Raw genomic sequence first — 14,789 nt, 5'->3', positions numbered from 1 at the left:
GCGTCCGACCCCGCATTTCTTTTCCCGGTCCACTCGAGGAGACTTCCATGACCGATATCGTGATCGTTGCCGCTGCCCGCACGGCCGTTGGCAAATTCGGCGGTTCCCTGTCCAAGATCGCTGCGCCCGAGCTGGGGGCGGCGGTGGTCGCCAGCCTGCTGGAGCGCGCCAAGCTCAGCGGCGACCAGATCAACGAGGTGATCCTCGGCCAGGTGCTCACCGCCGGCTCGGGCCAGAACCCGGCACGCCAGACGGTCATCAAGAGCGGCCTGCCGCAGTCGGTGCCCGCGCTGACGATCAACGCCGTCTGCGGCTCCGGCCTGAAGGCCGTGATGCTGGGCGCGCAGGCGATCCGCGACGGCGACTCCGAGATCATCATCGCCGGCGGCCAGGAGAACATGAGCGCCTCGCCGCACGTGCTGATGGGCTCGCGCGACGGCCAGCGCATGGGCGACTGGAAGATGGTCGACACCATGATCAACGACGGCCTGTTCGATGTGTACAACAAGTACCACATGGGCATCACCGCCGAGAACGTGGCCAAGAAGTACGACATCAGCCGCGAGAAGCAGGACGCCTTCGCGCTGGCCTCCCAGCAGAAGGCCGCCGCGGCACAGGAAGCCGGTAGGTTCAAGGACGAGATCGTGCCCTTCAGCATCCCGCAGAAGAAGGGCGACCCGGTGGTCTTCGACGCCGACGAGTTCATCAACAAGAAGACCAATGCCGACGCGCTGGCCGGCCTGCGCCCCGCCTTCGACAAGGCCGGCACCGTGACCGCCGGCAACGCCTCGGGCATCAACGACGGCGCCGCCGGCGTGGTGCTGATGACGGCCAAGAAGGCCGGGCAGCTCGGCCTCACGCCGCTGGGCCGCATCGCCAGCTACGCGACCGTGGCGCTCGACCCGGCGATCATGGGCATGGGCCCGGTGCCCGCCTCGCAGAAGGCGCTGCAGCGCGCCGGCTGGAAGCCGCAGGACCTGGACCTGCTGGAAATCAACGAAGCCTTCGCCGCGCAGGCCTGCGCGGTCAACAACGAGATGGGCTGGGACCTGAGCAAGGTCAACGTCAACGGCGGTGCCATCGCCATCGGGCACCCGATCGGTGCATCCGGCTGCCGCATCCTGGTGACGCTGCTGCACGAGATGCAGCGCCGCAACGCCAAGAAGGGCATCGCCAGCCTGTGCATCGGCGGTGGCATGGGCGTGGCCCTGACCATCGAGCGCTGAGCCGCCGGTTTCGAGCGTTTCCACCATTTCGCGGGTAAGTCCGAGCGCCGGCTCGGGCGCCAACAGACATAGTGATGCATCCATCCACGATGCAAGAGGAGATTCAGATGGCACAGAAAGTGGCTTATGTGACGGGCGGCATGGGTGGTATCGGCACGGCGATGTGCCAGCGGCTGCACAAGGACGGCTTCAAGGTCATCGCCGGCTGCGGCCCGAGCCGCGACTTCGACAAGTGGCTCGGTGAGCAGAAGGCGCTGGGCTACACGTTCTATGCGTCGGTGGGCAACGTGGCCGACTGGGACTCGACGGTCGCCGCGTTCGACAAGGTCAAGGCCGAGCACGGGCAGATCAGCGTGCTGGTCAACAACGCCGGCATCACCCGCGACGGCCAGTTCCGCAAGATGAGCCTGGCCGATTGGCAGGCCGTGATGTCGACCAACCTCGACAGCATGTTCAACGTCACCAAGCAGGTGATCGACGGCATGCTCGACCAGGGCTGGGGCCGCATCATCAACATCTCGTCGGTCAACGGCGAGAAGGGCCAGTTCGGCCAGACCAACTACTCCGCCGCCAAGGCCGGCATGCACGGCTTCACGATGGCGCTGGCCCAGGAAGTGGCCGCCAAGGGCGTGACGGTGAACACCGTGAGCCCGGGCTACATCGCCACCGACATGGTCAAGGCCATCCGCCAGGACGTGCTCGACAAGATCATCGGCACCATCCCCATCAAGCGCCTGGGCACGCCGGAGGAGATCGCCTCCATCGTCGCGTGGCTGGCGGGCGAGGAGTCCGGCTTTGCCACCGGCGCCGACTTCAGCTGCAACGGCGGCCTGCACATGGGTTGAGGCGGCAGCGCCTGGCCCGCAAGCCCGCCGCCGTGCGGGCTTTTTTGCGTGCGCGTCGCATACTTCGCGGACCATCCCAGGAGTCCGTCGATGAAGCCCCGTCCGCACGAAGAGAAGGAACTGCCGCCGAACCAGCCCGGCCCGCAACCGGTGGAGCCGGACGACGGCCAGGCGCCGACGCCGGGCGACCCCGCCGATCCGGAGTTCGACCCGATGCCGCACCCGGCACCCTGACGCCGCCCGGCGGCGGCTTGCAGCCCCGTCAGGCGATCAGCCGGCGGGGTGCCAGGTAGGCCTGGCGGTAGATCTCGAAAGGCATCGAGTCGGATTCCTCGATGGTCCGCTGCTCTTCGACCGACGCGCGGGCGATGGCCTCGAACTGCGCATGCACTTCGGGCGGGTAGGGCAGGCTGCGCAAGGCCTGCTGCGCGAGCAGCGACTGCGCACGCGTGAAGCCGATGAACGAACCGCCGTGCTCGTCGGAAAGGGCCTGCAGCACGCGTGCGGACGGCAGTGACGCCGGGTTGTCCAGTGCGCCTGCCGCGGCCGCCACCGCATCGCGGTAGAGGCGTTCGGCGCCGGTGGCGGCGTCGAGCGAAGCGGCGATCGGCCCGCAGGCCTCGACGATCTCGCGGCCCCAGTCGAGCAAGGCCACCTCGCGCCCGTCGCGCTCGAGCGTGAGGCCCGGCTCCCGCCCCCGGGCGGCCGTGCGGTGCTGGTTGCGCGCCAGCGCAGCGATCTCTGCCGGCGTGTCGGGCGGGCTGTCCGTCAGCAGGCAGTGCAGCAGGAACACGTCGAGGAAACGCGCCGTCGCGGCGTCGATGCCCACCGGCAGGAACGGGTTGAGGTCCATGCAGCGCACCTCGACGTACTCGACGCCGCGCTCGCGCAGCGCGTGCAGCGGGCGTTCGCCGGGGAAGATCACGCGCTTCGGGCGGATCGTGCCGTAGAACTCGTTCTCGATCTGCAGCAGCGTCGTCGCGAGCTGGTTGTAGTCGCCGCCGGGGTTGCGGATGCCCACGGCCTCGTAGGCCGGGTAGGGCCGCGTCAACGCCTCGTGCAGCGATGCACCGTAGCCTTCCAGCGAGTTGTAGCTCACCGAGAGCGAGGCCTGCGCATCGCTCTGGTAGCCCAGGCGCCCCATGCGCAGCGAGGTGCCGTGCGGCATGTGCAGGGTGCGCTCGGTCAGTGGCTGCAACTCGTGCTGGCGGCCGGCGACGAAGCTGGAGCACACCGCGGGCGAGGCGCCGAACAGCACCAGCAGCAGGAAGGACTGGCGGCGGAAGTTGCGGATCAGCGCGAAGTACTCTTCGTTGCTCAGCCCCGGCAGTGACCAGTTGTAGTGGATGCCCGAGATCGTCTGCATGCGGCGGCCGTAGCGGTGGCCCAGCCCCATGCGGTAGACGCTCTTGGCGCGGCCGACGTTCGAGCTGCCGTAGCGGCCCAGCGGAATCGTCTCGTCGGTCGGCAGCCCGCAGGGCATGCTGGAAACCCAGAGCATCTCGTCGCCCGCCTCGGCCATCACCTGGTAGGTGAACTGGTGGATGCGGGTGAGCTCGTCGATGCAGGCCTGCGCGTCGGCGTGCACGCCGGTCACCAGTTCGAGCTGCGACTCGCTAAAGTCGGTGGTGATGTTCGGGTTGGTCAGCGCGGAGCCCAGGCCGGCCGGATGCGGCGTCAGGGCCAGCGCGCCGTCCGGCTGAGAGCGCAGGCTTTCTTTCTCGATGCCGCGGCGGATGCCTGCCAGGCGGGCAGGCGCCAGGTCCTGCAGGCGTTGTTGCAGTCGGTTCATGGGCGGTCCGGTGGGTTCGGGAATCAGGTCGGCAAGGGCGCGGCAGCGTCGAGCAGTTCGCTCTCGATCTGCAACTGTGCCTTGGATCGCTGCAACGCGCTGCCGTCGACCAGAAAGGTGTCTTCCACCCGCTCGCCGAGGGTGCTGATCTTGGCGAGCTGCAGGTTGATCTGGTGCCGGGCGAGCACGCGGGCGATGGCGTACAGCAGGCCGGAGCGGTCGCTCGTGCTCACCGACAGCAGCCAACGCTGCGCACGCTCGTCGGGCCGCAGCGATACGCGCGGCACCACCGGGAAGCTCTTCACCCGCCGCGACACGCGGCCGCGGCTGGGCTCGGGCAGCGGCCCGGTCGCACTGAGCGCCTTCATCAGCTGCACCTCGACCAGCGAGATCAGGTCGCGGTAGCTCGTGGGGGTGTCGTCCATCTGCGGATGCACCACCTGGAAAGTGTCGAGCGCATAGCCGCTGCGCGTGGTGTGCACCTTCGCATCCTGGATGTTGAAGCCGGCGCCGTCGAAGTAGCCGCAGATGCGTGCGAACAGGTCGGGCCGGTCCGGCGCGTACACCAGCACCTGCAGGCCTTCGCCGACCGAGGACGCGCGGGCGCGCACCACGGGCTCCTGCGAGGCGAGGTGGCGCCACAGCATGCGCGCATGCCAGGCGATGTCGACCGCATCGTGCCGGGTGAAGTAGCTGAGGTCCAGCGTGTTCCACAGCGGCGTCTCGGTGCCGGGCAGCTGCGAGGCCAGCGCCAGCAGCGCGCGCGCCTCGGCCTTGCGGGCCTCGATCTCGGCGTCGACGTTGGGCTTGGCCCCGCCCAACGCACGCAGCGTGAAGCGGTAGCAGTCTTCCAGCAGCTTGCCCTTCCAGGCGTTCCAGACCTTGGGGCTGGTGCCGCGGATGTCCGCCACCGTCAGCAGGTAGAGCGCGGTCAGGGTGCGCTCGTCGTGCACCAGCGCGGCGAAATGCTGGATCACGTCCGGGTCGGAGAGGTCTTCCTTCTGCGCGGTGCGGCTGAGCGTCAGGTGGTGCTTGACGAGGAACTCGATCAGTTGCGCGTCGTCGCGCCCGATGCCGTGGTCGCGGCAGAAGCGGCGCACTTCCACGGCGCCCAGGTCGGAGTGGTCGCCGCCGCGGCCCTTGGCCACGTCGTGGAACAGCGCGGCCACGTAGAGCACCCAGGGTCGGTCGAACTGGGAGGCCAGGTGCGAGCAGAAGGGGTACTCGTGCGCGTGCTCCGGGATGAAGAAGCGGCGCACGTTGCGCAGCACCATCAGGATGTGCTGGTCGACCGTGTAGACGTGGAACAGGTCGTGCTGCATCTGGCCGACGATGCGGCGGAACACCCACAGGTAGCGCCCCAGCACCGAGGTCTGGTTCATCAGCCTGAACGCATGCGTCTGTCCGCTCGGCTCCTTCAGGATGCGCATGAAGGTCGCTCGGTTGACGGGGTCGTGGCGGAAGGCCGTGTCCATCACGTTGCGGGCGTTGTACAGCGAGCGCAGCGTGCGCGCCGACAGGCCCTTCAGGCCCACCGTCTGCTGGTGCACGAGGAAGGTCTCGAGCACCGCGTGCGGATCACGCAGGTACAGGTCGTCGGACGCGACCTCCAGCATGCCGCCGCGGTCGAAGAAGCGCTCGTTGATCGGGCGCATCGGCAGGTCTTCGGAGCCGTTGATGCGTTCCTCGATGTTGAGCATCAGGATGTGGTTGAGCTGGCTCACCGCCTTGGCCGCCCAGTAGTAGCGGCGCATCAGCGCCTCCGAGGCGCGCTGCCCGTTCTCGGAGCGGTAGCCGAAGCTCTCCGCCACGGCGGTCTGCAGGTCGAACACCAGGCGGTCCTCGCGGCGGCCGGCCACCACGTGCAGCCGCGCGCGGATCAGCTTGAGCAGCCCCTCGTTGCGCTGCAGCTGCTTGACCTCGAACGGCGAGATCAGGCCGCTGGCCGCCAGCTCGCTCCAGGTGCGGCCCAGGCCCGCGCCGCGCGCCACCCAGATCACCGTCTGCAGGTCGCGCAGCCCGCCGGGGCTCTCCTTGCAGTTGGGCTCCAGCGAGTACGGCGTGTCCTCGTACTTGACGTGGCGCTGCTGCATCTCCAGCGCCTTGGCGCGCAGGAAGGCCTTGGCGTCCATCGCCTCGCCGATGTCGTTGCGGAACGCCTGGAAGAGCCGGCGCGCGCCGCAGACGAAGCGCGATTCGAGCAGCGCCGTCTGCACCGTCACGTCGCGCTTCGCCTCGGCGACGCACTCCTCCACCGTGCGCACTGAGGAGCCGATCTCCAGCCCGATGTCCCAGCAGGCCGTGATGAAGCCCTCGACCGACGAGCGCAGCGCGTCGTTGGCGCCCAGGGGCGCGTCGGACGGCAGCAGCACGAGCACGTCGACATCGGAGTACGGGAACAGCTCGCCGCGGCCGTAGCCGCCGACCGCCACCAGCGTCGCCCCCGGCGGCATGCCGGCGTGCAGCCACAGGCCGGCCAGCGTGGCATCGGCATGCTTGGCGAGCCCGCGGATGAGCCGCGCGGCGGCCGGGGCCGTGGCGCGCCCCTGGCGGAAGTGGTCGATCAGTTCGTTCTTGGTGTCGCGGAAGCGTTGCCGCAGGGCACCGACCCCGCCTGGCGCCGGCGCTGCGTTCGGACGCGCGGACATCGCGGTCAGGCCGTGACGGGCCTGGCGTCGGTGACGAAGGCCGGCGGTGCCGGCGTGCCGGCCGAAGCCGTGAGGATCTCGTAGCCGGTCTCGGTGACCAGCACCGTGTGCTCCCACTGGGCGGACAGCGAGCGGTCCTTCGTGACGATGGTCCAGCCATCGCCCATCTCGCGGATCTCGCGACGGCCGGCGTTGATCATCGGCTCGATCGTGAAGATCATGCCCGGCTGCAGTTCTTCCAGCGTGCCGGGGCGCCCGTAGTGCAGCACCTGTGGTTCCTCGTGGAACTTGCGGCCGATGCCGTGGCCGCAGAACTCGCGCACGATCGAGAAGCCCTGGTTCTCGGCGAAGGTCTGGATCGCGTGGCCGATGTCGCCCAGGCGTGCGCCCGGCTTGACCTTGGCGATGCCCTTCCACATGGCGTCGAACGTGATCGAGCACAGGCGCTTGGCGGCGATCGAGCCTTCGCCCACGATGAACATGCGGCTGGTGTCGCCGTGCCAGCCGTCCTTGATGACGGTGACGTCGATGTTGACGATGTCCCCGTTCTTCAGCGGCCGGTCGTTCGGGATGCCGTGGCAGACCTGGTGGTTGATCGAGGTGCAGATCGACTTCGGGTAGGGCGTGTAGCCCGGCGGCGCGTAGTTCAGCGGGGCGGGGATGCCGCCCTGCACGTTGACGATGTGGTCGTGCGCGAGCTTGTCGAGCTGCTCGGTGCTCACGCCCGGCTTGACGTGCGGGGTGAGCATGTCCAGGACCTCGGAAGCCAGGCGCCCGGCCACGCGCATGCCGTCGATGTCGGCGCCGGTTTTGAGGGTGATCGTCATGGGTCGGGATTATCCCATCGACATCCTAGAATCGCAGGCTCCGCCTCAGTCCCCCTGCCGCCGCCCAGGCGGAAACCCATGGCTGCCGTTTCTCCTACTTCATCCAAGCATCTCTTGCATTTCGAGGGCGGCAACGCCCTCTCGGCTTTCCGTGCGCAGGCGCTGCTGGCGCGGCTGGCCGCCGTGAGCCCACGCATCACCGGCGTGGCCGCGCGCCACGTGCACTGGGTATGGAGCGACGCGCCGCTGGACGATGCCGCGCAGGGCAAGCTCGCGGCCCTGCTCACCTATGGCGACGCCTATGCCGGCCCGGCGGAAGGGCCCGTCATCGTCGTGATGCCGCGCCTGGGCACCGTGTCGCCCTGGGCCAGCAAGGCCACCGACATCGCGCACAACTGCGGCCTGGGCATCCACCGCGTCGAGCGCGTCACCGAGTACCGCCTCACGTTGAAGACCGGCCTGCTCGGCGGCAGCAAGCCGCTGGCCGACGCCGAGCTCCAGGCTGCCGCGCTGCTGCTGCACGACCGCATGACGGAGAACGTCGCGTTCGAGCGCGCCGCCGCCGCGCACCTGTTCGACGAACAGCCCGCCAGGCCCCTGGCCCACGTCGACGTGCTGGGCCGCGGCCGCGCCGCGCTGGAGGAGGCGAACGTCGAGTTCGGCCTCGCGCTGTCGGACGACGAGATCGACTACCTCGTCGATGCCTTCACTGGCCTGGCCCGCAACCCGAGCGACGTCGAGCTGATGATGTTCGCGCAGGCCAACAGCGAACACTGCCGCCACAAGATCTTCAATGCCGACTTCACCATCGACGGCGAGCGCCAGCCGCTGTCGATGTTCGGGATGATCCGCCACACCGAGCAGACCAGCCCGCAGGCGACCGTGATTGCCTACAACGACAACGCCGCGGTGATGGAAGGGGGGGCCATCGAGCGCTGGCAGCCCCAGGGCTACACCAATGCGCCCGTGTATGCCGCGCGGCCCGAGCTGTCGCACGTGCTGATGAAGGTGGAGACGCACAACCACCCGACGGCAATCTCCCCATTCCCCGGCGCGGCCACCGGCGCGGGCGGCGAGATCCGCGACGAGGGCGCCACCGGCCGCGGCGCGCGGCCCAAGGCGGGCCTCACCGGCTTCAGCGTCTCCAACCTGCACCTGCCCGACACGCAGGAGCCCTGGGAGGCGCAGCCCTACGGCAAGCCCGAGCACATCGCCAGCGCGCTCGACATCATGGTCGACGGGCCGCTGGGCGGCGCGGCGTTCAACAACGAGTTCGGCCGGCCCAACCTCGCGGGCTACTTCCGCGTGTATGAGCAGACGGTGGACGGCCTGCGCCGCGGCTACCACAAGCCCATCATGATCGCGGGCGGCCTGGGTTCGATCCGCGCCGATCAGACCAAGAAGCTGCCCTTCGGCGCAGGCACGCTGCTGATCCAGCTCGGCGGCCCCGGCATGCGCATCGGCATGGGCGGCGGCGCCGCCAGCTCGATGGCGGCCGGCACCAACACCGCGGCGCTCGACTTCGATTCGGTGCAGCGCGGCAACCCGGAGATCCAACGCCGCGCGCAGGAGGTTATCAACCACTGCTGGGCCCTTGGCGACAAGAACCCCATCGTCGCGATCCACGATGTGGGCGCCGGCGGCATCAGCAACGCCTTCCCCGAGCTGGTGGACGGCGCGGGCCAGGGCGCCACCTTCGACCTGCGCAAGGTGCCGCTCGAGGAGACCGGCCTGGCGCCCAAGGAAGTGTGGTGCAACGAGAGCCAGGAGCGCTACGTGATCGCGCTCGACCCGGCCGGCCTGCCGCTCTTCGAGGCGATGGCCGCGCGCGAGCGCTGCCCCTTCGCCGTGGTGGGCGTGGCCACGGCCGACCGCGAGCTGCTGCTGGAAGACGGCCCGGGCGGCGAGCGCGTGATCGACATGCCGATGGACGTGCTGCTCGGCAAGCCGCCCAAGATGCACCGCGACGTGAAGCGCGTGGCGCGCGCGCTGCCGGCGCTCGACCTGACCGGCGTGTCGCTCGAGAAGGCCGCGTTCGACGTGCTGCGCCACCCCACGGTGGCTTCCAAGCGTTTCCTGATCACCATCGGCGACCGCAGCGTGGGCGGCCTGAGCCACCGCGACCAGATGGTCGGCCCGTGGCAGGTGCCGGTGGCCGACTGCGCCGTCACGCTGGCCGACTATGCCGGCTTCCGCGGCGAGGCGATGGCGATGGGCGAGCGCACGCCGCTGGCCGCGCTCGACGCGCCGGCCTCCGGCCGCATGGCGGTGGCGGAGGCCGTCACCAACCTGCTGGCCGCGCCGATCGAGCTGTCGCGCATCAAGCTGAGCTGCAACTGGATGGCGGCGTGCGGGGAGCCCGGCGAGGACGCCGCGCTGTACGAGACCGTCAAGGCCGTCGGCATGGAACTGTGCCCCGCGCTGGGCATCGGGGTGCCGGTCGGCAAGGATTCGCTGTCGATGCGCACGCGCTGGCAGGACGGCGGCACGGACAAGCAGGTCGTCGCGCCGGTGAGCCTGGTGGTCACCGCCTTCGTCACGCTCGACGACGTGCGCGGCACCCTGACGCCGCAACTGCAGCAAGGCGACACCACGCTGATCGCGATCGACCTTGGCGCCGGCCGGCGCCGCATGGGCGGCTCGATCCTCGCGCAGACGCTGGACCAGTTCGGTGACGCCGTGCCCGACGTGGACGATCCGGCGCAGTTGAAGGCGCTGGTCACGGCGGTGAACGCGCTGCGCGCCGACCGCAAGCTGCTGGCCTACCACGACCGCAGCGACGGCGGCCTGTGGGCGGCGGTGTGCGAGATGGCCTTCGCCGGCCACCTGGGCGTGAGCCTGAACATCGACATGCTCGTCACCGACAGCGACGGCATCGCCGACAGCCGCGCCGAGTACGGCGATTCGAAGAACTGGGCCAGCCAGGTCGGCGAACGCCGCAACGAGCTGACGCTGCAGGCCCTCTTCAACGAGGAACTGGGCGCGGTGCTGCAGGTGGCCTCGGCCGACCGCGACGCCGTGCTGGCGGTGCTGCGCACCCATGGTCTCAGCCGCCACAGCCACGTGATCGGCAAGACCAACACGCGCGGCGTGGTGGAGGTGTGGCGCGACGCCAAGGCCGTGTTCAGCGCGCCGCTGCAGGCGCTGCACCAGGCCTGGGACGAGGTGAGCTGGCGCATCGCGCGCCTGCGCGACAACCCCGCCTGCGCTGATGCGGAACACGCCGCGGCCGGCCGGCCCGACGACGCCGGTCTGCAATGGCACCTGAGCTTCGACCCGGCCGAGGAGCCCACCTCGCTCGCCCCGCTGGTCGGCGGCGCGAAGCCGAAGATGGCGGTCCTGCGCGAGCAGGGCGTGAACAGCCACGTCGAGATGAGCTACGCGATGGCGCTGGCCGGCTTCGAGACCTACGACGTGCACATGAGCGACCTGCAGTCGGGCCGCGCGCGGCTCGACCAGTTCCAGGGCTTCGTCGCCTGCGGCGGCTTCAGCTACGGCGACACGCTGGGCGCCGGCGAAGGCTGGGCGCGCTCGATCCTCTTCAACCCGCAGCTCGCCGAAGCCTTCGCGGCCTTCTTCGGCCGCAGCGACACGCTGGCGCTGGGCGTGTGCAACGGCTGCCAGATGATGGCGGCGCTGGCCTCCATCATCCCGGGCGCCGACGCCTGGCCCAAGTTCACCCGCAACAAGAGCGAGCAGTTCGAGGCGCGCGTGGCGCAGGTCGAGGTGCTGCAGAGCCCGAGCCTCTTCTTCACCGGCATGGCGGGCAGCCGCCTGCCGATCGCGGTGGCGCACGGCGAAGGCTTCGCCGACTTCTCGCAACGCGGCGACGCCGCGAAGGTGCAGCGTGCGATGCGCTTCGTCGACGCCGCCGGACAGCCGACCGAGGCCTACCCGTTCAACCCGAACGGCAGCCCCGAGGGCCTCACGTCCGTCACCACGCCCGACGGCCGCTTCACGGTGCTGATGCCGCACCCGGAGCGTGTGTTCCGCAACGTGCAGATGAGCTGGACCGGTGGGGATGTGAACGCGGCCAGCCCGTGGCTGAGGATGTTCCACAACGCACGGCGCGCGCTGGGCTGAGCGGCCCCCGCGGGCCGCTCAGGCCCAGCCGAGCATGCCGGCGACGGCGCCCAGCCCGACCATCCAGATCGGGCTGGTCTTCGTGCGCCACATCACCGCGACGGTGACGAGCACCAGCGCCACCGAGCCGGCATGCTGCCGCGACGGCTCGGTGAGGATCCAGCCGGTGGACAGCAGCAGGCCCAGCGTGATGGGCGCCATGCCGGCGACGAAGGCCCGCACGCCGCGGCTGCTGCGCCGCTGCGCGCCCCAGCGCGTGGCCAGCAGCGCCAGCGTCGTGCTCGGGATGAGGCTTCCGACCAGCACCACCGCCGCGCCGGCCAGCCCGCCGACGCCATAACCGATCACCGGCAGGAACAGCACGTTGGGGCCGGGTGCTGCCTGGGCGAGCGCGACCGAGGCGGTGAACTGGGCATCGGTCAGCCAGCCGTGCTGGCCGACGACGTAGCGATGGATCTCGGGCGCGGTCGCGATGGCGCCGCCGATGGCCAGCATCGACAGCATCAGGAAGTGGCCGAAGAGCCCCAGCCACTCCGCAGCGCCCAGGGCATGGGGTCCGACGAGCCAGGTCATCGCCGCACCCTCCCGAGCGCCCACCACGCGTAGCCGACCGAGCTGCCGCCGAGCAGCGCGATCACCCACACCATCGGCACGCGCAACCAGGCGATCGCGGCCACCGTCAGCAGCGTGGCCAGGGCGCAGGCGGGCTTGCCGGCCGGGTTCTTCTTCAGCGTGGGCAGCAGTTTCAGCGCGGTGGCCAGCACCAGCCCCGCGGACACGGCGCCCATGCCGCGCAGCGCACCTGCCACCAGCGGGTGGCCGGCGAAGCCGGTATAGAGGATCGCCAGCGTCATCACCAGCAGCAGCGGCGCGCCCAGCATGCCGCCGAGCGCCGCGGCGGCGCCCCGCCAGCCGAAGAAGCGGTCGCCGACCATCAGCGCAACGTTGACGACGTTGGGCCCGGGCAGCACCTGGCCGACCGAGAGCATCTCCACGAACTCGTCGCGCGTCAGCCATTGCAGGCGCTCGACAAGTTCGTGCTGCGCGATCGGCAGCACGCCGCCGAAGCCCATCAGGCTCATGCGCGTGAAGGCGCGGAACAGGTCGCCGGGGCGCTCGGGCCGCCGCACGGGAGCCGCGACGTTCACGGGGGAGGGGGTGTCAGTCATGTCTGTGCAGGCGGCGGGACGCCCAGGCGCTGAGCGCCAGGGCGGCGATGAGCCAGGCAAAGCCGACGCGGTGGAACGATCCGAAGGCGGCCGCACCCGTCTCGCCGCTGTGGGCTGCGACGAGCGCCCCGCCGCCGGCCGCGCCCACGGCCTGGCCCAGGTAGATCGCGGAGCTGTTCAGCGCCATCAGCGCGGGCGCCCACGCCGGCGCGGCCTGGCCCAGGCGGGCCTGCTGCGCCGAGTTGCAGGAGAAGCAGCCGAGCGCCCAGGGCATGATCACCAGCGCCATCAAGGGCACGCTGGCCGCCAGCGGCCACAGCAGCATCGACACGGCCATCAGCGCCACCGCCAGCGCGACGGCGCGCGAGGCGCCGAAACGATCGACATGGCGTGACAGCAGCAGGTTGCCCAGCAGGCCGAACGCGCCGAACCAGCCGAAGAGCAGGCTCGTCTCGGCGCTGCTGGCCCCCAGCACCTGCCGGTAGTAGGGCGCGAAGTACGCGAACACGGTGAACTGGCCGGCCGCCGCGAGCGCGGTCACCAGCACCACCGCCATCAGGGCGGGATGGGAGAACACCGCCTGCCACGACCGCAGGCTCATGGCCGGCGGGCGCACGCCGTCGGGCACCTCGTGCCAGACCCACGCCGCGGCGATGGCGGCGAGCACGCCCACGGTGCCGAAGGCGTAGCGCCAGCCGAAGGTCTCGCCGATGAAGCTGTGCAGCGGCATGCCCAGCACGCTGGCGACCGACCAGCCGAGGAAGATGAAGGTGATGGCGCGGCCCCGCGCCGCCGGCGCGGCGAGCCAGGCGATGGAGGCCGCGGCCTGCGGGGTGAACACCGCTGCCGCCAGCACACAGGCCGCCCGCACGAGGATGAGCGACGCATAGCTGGGCATCAGTGCCGACAGCCCGTGCCCGAGCGCATACCAGGCCAGCGACAGCGTCAACAGCCGGCGGCGGTCCCAGCCGCCGACCACGGCCGCCAGCAGCGGGGCGCCCAGCGCCATCACCACGGCGGCGATCGTGATCAGCTGGCCGCCGACCGCCACGCTCACCTGCAGCGAGCGGGTCAGGTCGTTGAGCGACCCGGCCGTCACCATCACGCCGCAGCCGATGGCGAAGTTGCCGAAGAGCAGGGACCAGCGCAGCGCGGCGGCAGGCTCGGCGCCGGCAGCCGGCGCGGCGTTCACCGGTGCACCTTCAGCGCTTCGGGGTTGAGCAGGTTGGTGGGCTGCTGGTTGACGAAATTGACCACGTTCTGGAACGCGGCACCGAAGTACAGCTCGTAGCTGTCCTGCTCCACATAGCCGATGTGCGGCGTGCACACGGCGTTCTCCAGCCGCAGCAGCGGATGGCCCTGCAGGATCGGCTCGCTCTCGAACACGTCGACTGCGGCCATGCCCGGGCGGCCCTTGTTCAGGCCGGACACGAGGGCGTTCTCCTCCACCAGCTCGGCCCGAGAGGTGTTGACGAAGAGCGAGGTCGGCTTCATGCGCGAGAGGTCTTCCAGCGTCACGATGCCGCGGGTCTCGTCGTTCAGCCGCAGCTGCAGGGTCAGCACGTCGCAGGTCTCGAAGAATGCCTCCTTCGAGACGGCGGTGGCCAGGCCGTCGGCGCGCGCCCGGTCGAGCGAAGGCTGGCGACCCCAGACGATGACGTCCATGCCGAAGGCCCGGCCGTAGCCGGCCAGCAGCTGGCCGATGCGGCCGTAGCCCCAGATGCCGAGCGTCTTGCCGCGCAACACCTGCCCAACGCCGAAGTTGGGCGGCATGCCGGCGGCCTTGAGCCCCGACTGCTGCCAGGCGCCGTGCTTCAGGTTGCCGATGTACTGGGGCAGCCGCCGCATCGCAGACAGGATCAGCGCCCAGGTCAGCTCCGCCGGGGCGATGGGCGAGCCCACCCCCTCGGCCACCGCGATGCCCAGGCGTGTGCAGGCCTCGACGTCGATGTGCGAACCGACCTTGCCGGTCTGGGAGATCAGCTTGAGTTTGGGGAGTTTTTCCAGCAGTTGCCGGGGGAACGCGGTGCGTTCACGGATCAGCACCAGTACGTCGGCGTCGCGCAGGCGCACCGAGAGTTGTCCGATGCCCTTGACCGTGTTGGTGAACACCTTGGCATTCAGCGGCTCGAGCAGCGATGCGCACTTGAGCTTGCGCACCGCATCCTGGTAATCGTCGAGGATGATGATGTTCATGTG

11 protein-coding genes are annotated in these 14,789 nt (G+C 70.1%); 4 read left to right on the top strand and 7 right to left on the bottom strand.

Annotation, left to right across the window (positions count from 1 at the left end; translation table 11 throughout):
* Positions 1 to 47: 47 nt before the first annotated feature.
* The 3 genes from V4F39_RS25880 to V4F39_RS25870 all read left to right on the top strand — a co-directional run bounded on the left by V4F39_RS25880 (position 48) and on the right by V4F39_RS25870 (position 2,305).
* Positions 48 to 1,226 (top strand): acetyl-CoA C-acetyltransferase, encoded by a 1,179-nt coding sequence (locus V4F39_RS25880; protein WP_332293128.1) that lies wholly within the window; start codon positions 48 to 50, stop codon positions 1,224 to 1,226.
* 107 nt (positions 1,227 to 1,333) lie between these two features.
* The gene (gene phbB, locus V4F39_RS25875) at positions 1,334 to 2,071 is read left to right on the top strand and encodes an acetoacetyl-CoA reductase (RefSeq protein ID WP_332293127.1); all 738 of its coding nucleotides are present in this window, start codon (positions 1,334 to 1,336) and stop codon (positions 2,069 to 2,071) included.
* A 90-nt stretch (positions 2,072 to 2,161) separates the two neighbouring features.
* A complete protein-coding gene (locus V4F39_RS25870) occupies positions 2,162 to 2,305 on the top strand; it encodes a hypothetical protein (RefSeq protein ID WP_332293126.1) in 144 nt (47 codons plus the stop codon).
* Positions 2,306 to 2,333: 28 nt separating this feature from the next.
* Here V4F39_RS25870 and gshA read toward each other — a convergent pair whose 3' ends face one another.
* The 3 genes from gshA to map are packed head-to-tail and all read right to left on the bottom strand — an operon-like array spanning position 2,334 to position 7,338.
* A complete protein-coding gene (gene gshA, locus V4F39_RS25865) occupies positions 2,334 to 3,863 on the bottom strand; it encodes a glutamate--cysteine ligase (protein ID WP_332293125.1) in 1,530 nt (509 codons plus the stop codon).
* A gap of 23 nt (positions 3,864 to 3,886) precedes the next feature.
* Positions 3,887 to 6,511, bottom strand: coding sequence for a [protein-PII] uridylyltransferase (locus V4F39_RS25860; protein ID WP_332293124.1), 2,625 nt, complete (start codon positions 6,509 to 6,511; stop codon positions 3,887 to 3,889).
* A 5-nt stretch (positions 6,512 to 6,516) separates the two neighbouring features.
* The gene (gene map / locus V4F39_RS25855) at positions 6,517 to 7,338 is read right to left on the bottom strand and encodes a type I methionyl aminopeptidase (protein WP_332293123.1); all 822 of its coding nucleotides are present in this window, start codon (positions 7,336 to 7,338) and stop codon (positions 6,517 to 6,519) included.
* Between the two features lie 78 nt (positions 7,339 to 7,416).
* Between map and purL the strand changes: the two genes are divergently transcribed.
* On the top strand, positions 7,417 to 11,421 hold the full coding sequence (gene purL / locus V4F39_RS25850) for a phosphoribosylformylglycinamidine synthase (RefSeq protein ID WP_332293122.1): 4,005 nt from the start codon (positions 7,417 to 7,419) through the stop codon (positions 11,419 to 11,421).
* 18 nt (positions 11,422 to 11,439) lie between these two features.
* On the opposite strand, the gene V4F39_RS25845 is transcribed toward purL, so the two are convergent.
* The 4 genes from V4F39_RS25845 to V4F39_RS25830 are packed head-to-tail and all read right to left on the bottom strand — an operon-like array spanning position 11,440 to position 14,786.
* Entirely contained in the window at positions 11,440 to 11,994 is a 555-nt protein-coding gene (locus tag V4F39_RS25845) for a chromate transporter (RefSeq protein WP_332293121.1), read from the bottom strand.
* Positions 11,991 to 12,590, bottom strand: coding sequence for a chromate transporter (locus tag V4F39_RS25840; protein ID WP_332293120.1), 600 nt, complete (start codon positions 12,588 to 12,590; stop codon positions 11,991 to 11,993). The genes V4F39_RS25845 and V4F39_RS25840 overlap by 4 nt, the downstream gene beginning before the upstream one ends.
* A complete protein-coding gene (locus tag V4F39_RS25835; protein ID WP_332293119.1) occupies positions 12,583 to 13,782 on the bottom strand; it encodes an MFS transporter in 1,200 nt (399 codons plus the stop codon). The genes V4F39_RS25840 and V4F39_RS25835 overlap by 8 nt, the downstream gene beginning before the upstream one ends.
* A complete protein-coding gene (locus tag V4F39_RS25830) occupies positions 13,779 to 14,786 on the bottom strand; it encodes a D-2-hydroxyacid dehydrogenase family protein (protein WP_332293118.1) in 1,008 nt (335 codons plus the stop codon). Before V4F39_RS25830 ends, V4F39_RS25835 begins: the two co-directional genes overlap by 4 nt.
* Between the last annotated feature and the right edge of the window lie 3 nt (positions 14,787 to 14,789).

It is taken from the genome of Aquincola agrisoli, assembly GCF_036621135.1.
Taxonomy (GTDB): domain Bacteria; phylum Pseudomonadota; class Gammaproteobacteria; order Burkholderiales; family Burkholderiaceae_C; genus Aquincola; species Aquincola agrisoli.
The sequence above is the reverse complement of the archived record's forward strand: the minus strand, read 5'-3'. Positions and strand labels throughout refer to the sequence as shown.

Coding starts and splice junctions, on each gene's coding strand:
- V4F39_RS25840 (WP_332293120.1), bottom strand. CDS start 12,590: ATGACTGACACCCCCTCCCCCGTGAACGTCGCGGCTCCCGTGCGGCGG.
- purL (WP_332293122.1), top strand. CDS start 7,417: ATGGCTGCCGTTTCTCCTACTTCATCCAAGCATCTCTTGCATTTCGAG.
- V4F39_RS25880 (WP_332293128.1), top strand. CDS start 48: ATGACCGATATCGTGATCGTTGCCGCTGCCCGCACGGCCGTTGGCAAA.
- V4F39_RS25845 (WP_332293121.1), bottom strand. CDS start 11,994: ATGACCTGGCTCGTCGGACCCCATGCCCTGGGCGCTGCGGAGTGGCTG.
- V4F39_RS25830 (WP_332293118.1), bottom strand. CDS start 14,786: ATGAACATCATCATCCTCGACGATTACCAGGATGCGGTGCGCAAGCTC.
- map (WP_332293123.1), bottom strand. CDS start 7,338: ATGACGATCACCCTCAAAACCGGCGCCGACATCGACGGCATGCGCGTG.
- V4F39_RS25870 (WP_332293126.1), top strand. CDS start 2,162: ATGAAGCCCCGTCCGCACGAAGAGAAGGAACTGCCGCCGAACCAGCCC.
- V4F39_RS25860 (WP_332293124.1), bottom strand. CDS start 6,511: ATGTCCGCGCGTCCGAACGCAGCGCCGGCGCCAGGCGGGGTCGGTGCC.
- gshA (WP_332293125.1), bottom strand. CDS start 3,863: ATGAACCGACTGCAACAACGCCTGCAGGACCTGGCGCCTGCCCGCCTG.
- phbB (WP_332293127.1), top strand. CDS start 1,334: ATGGCACAGAAAGTGGCTTATGTGACGGGCGGCATGGGTGGTATCGGC.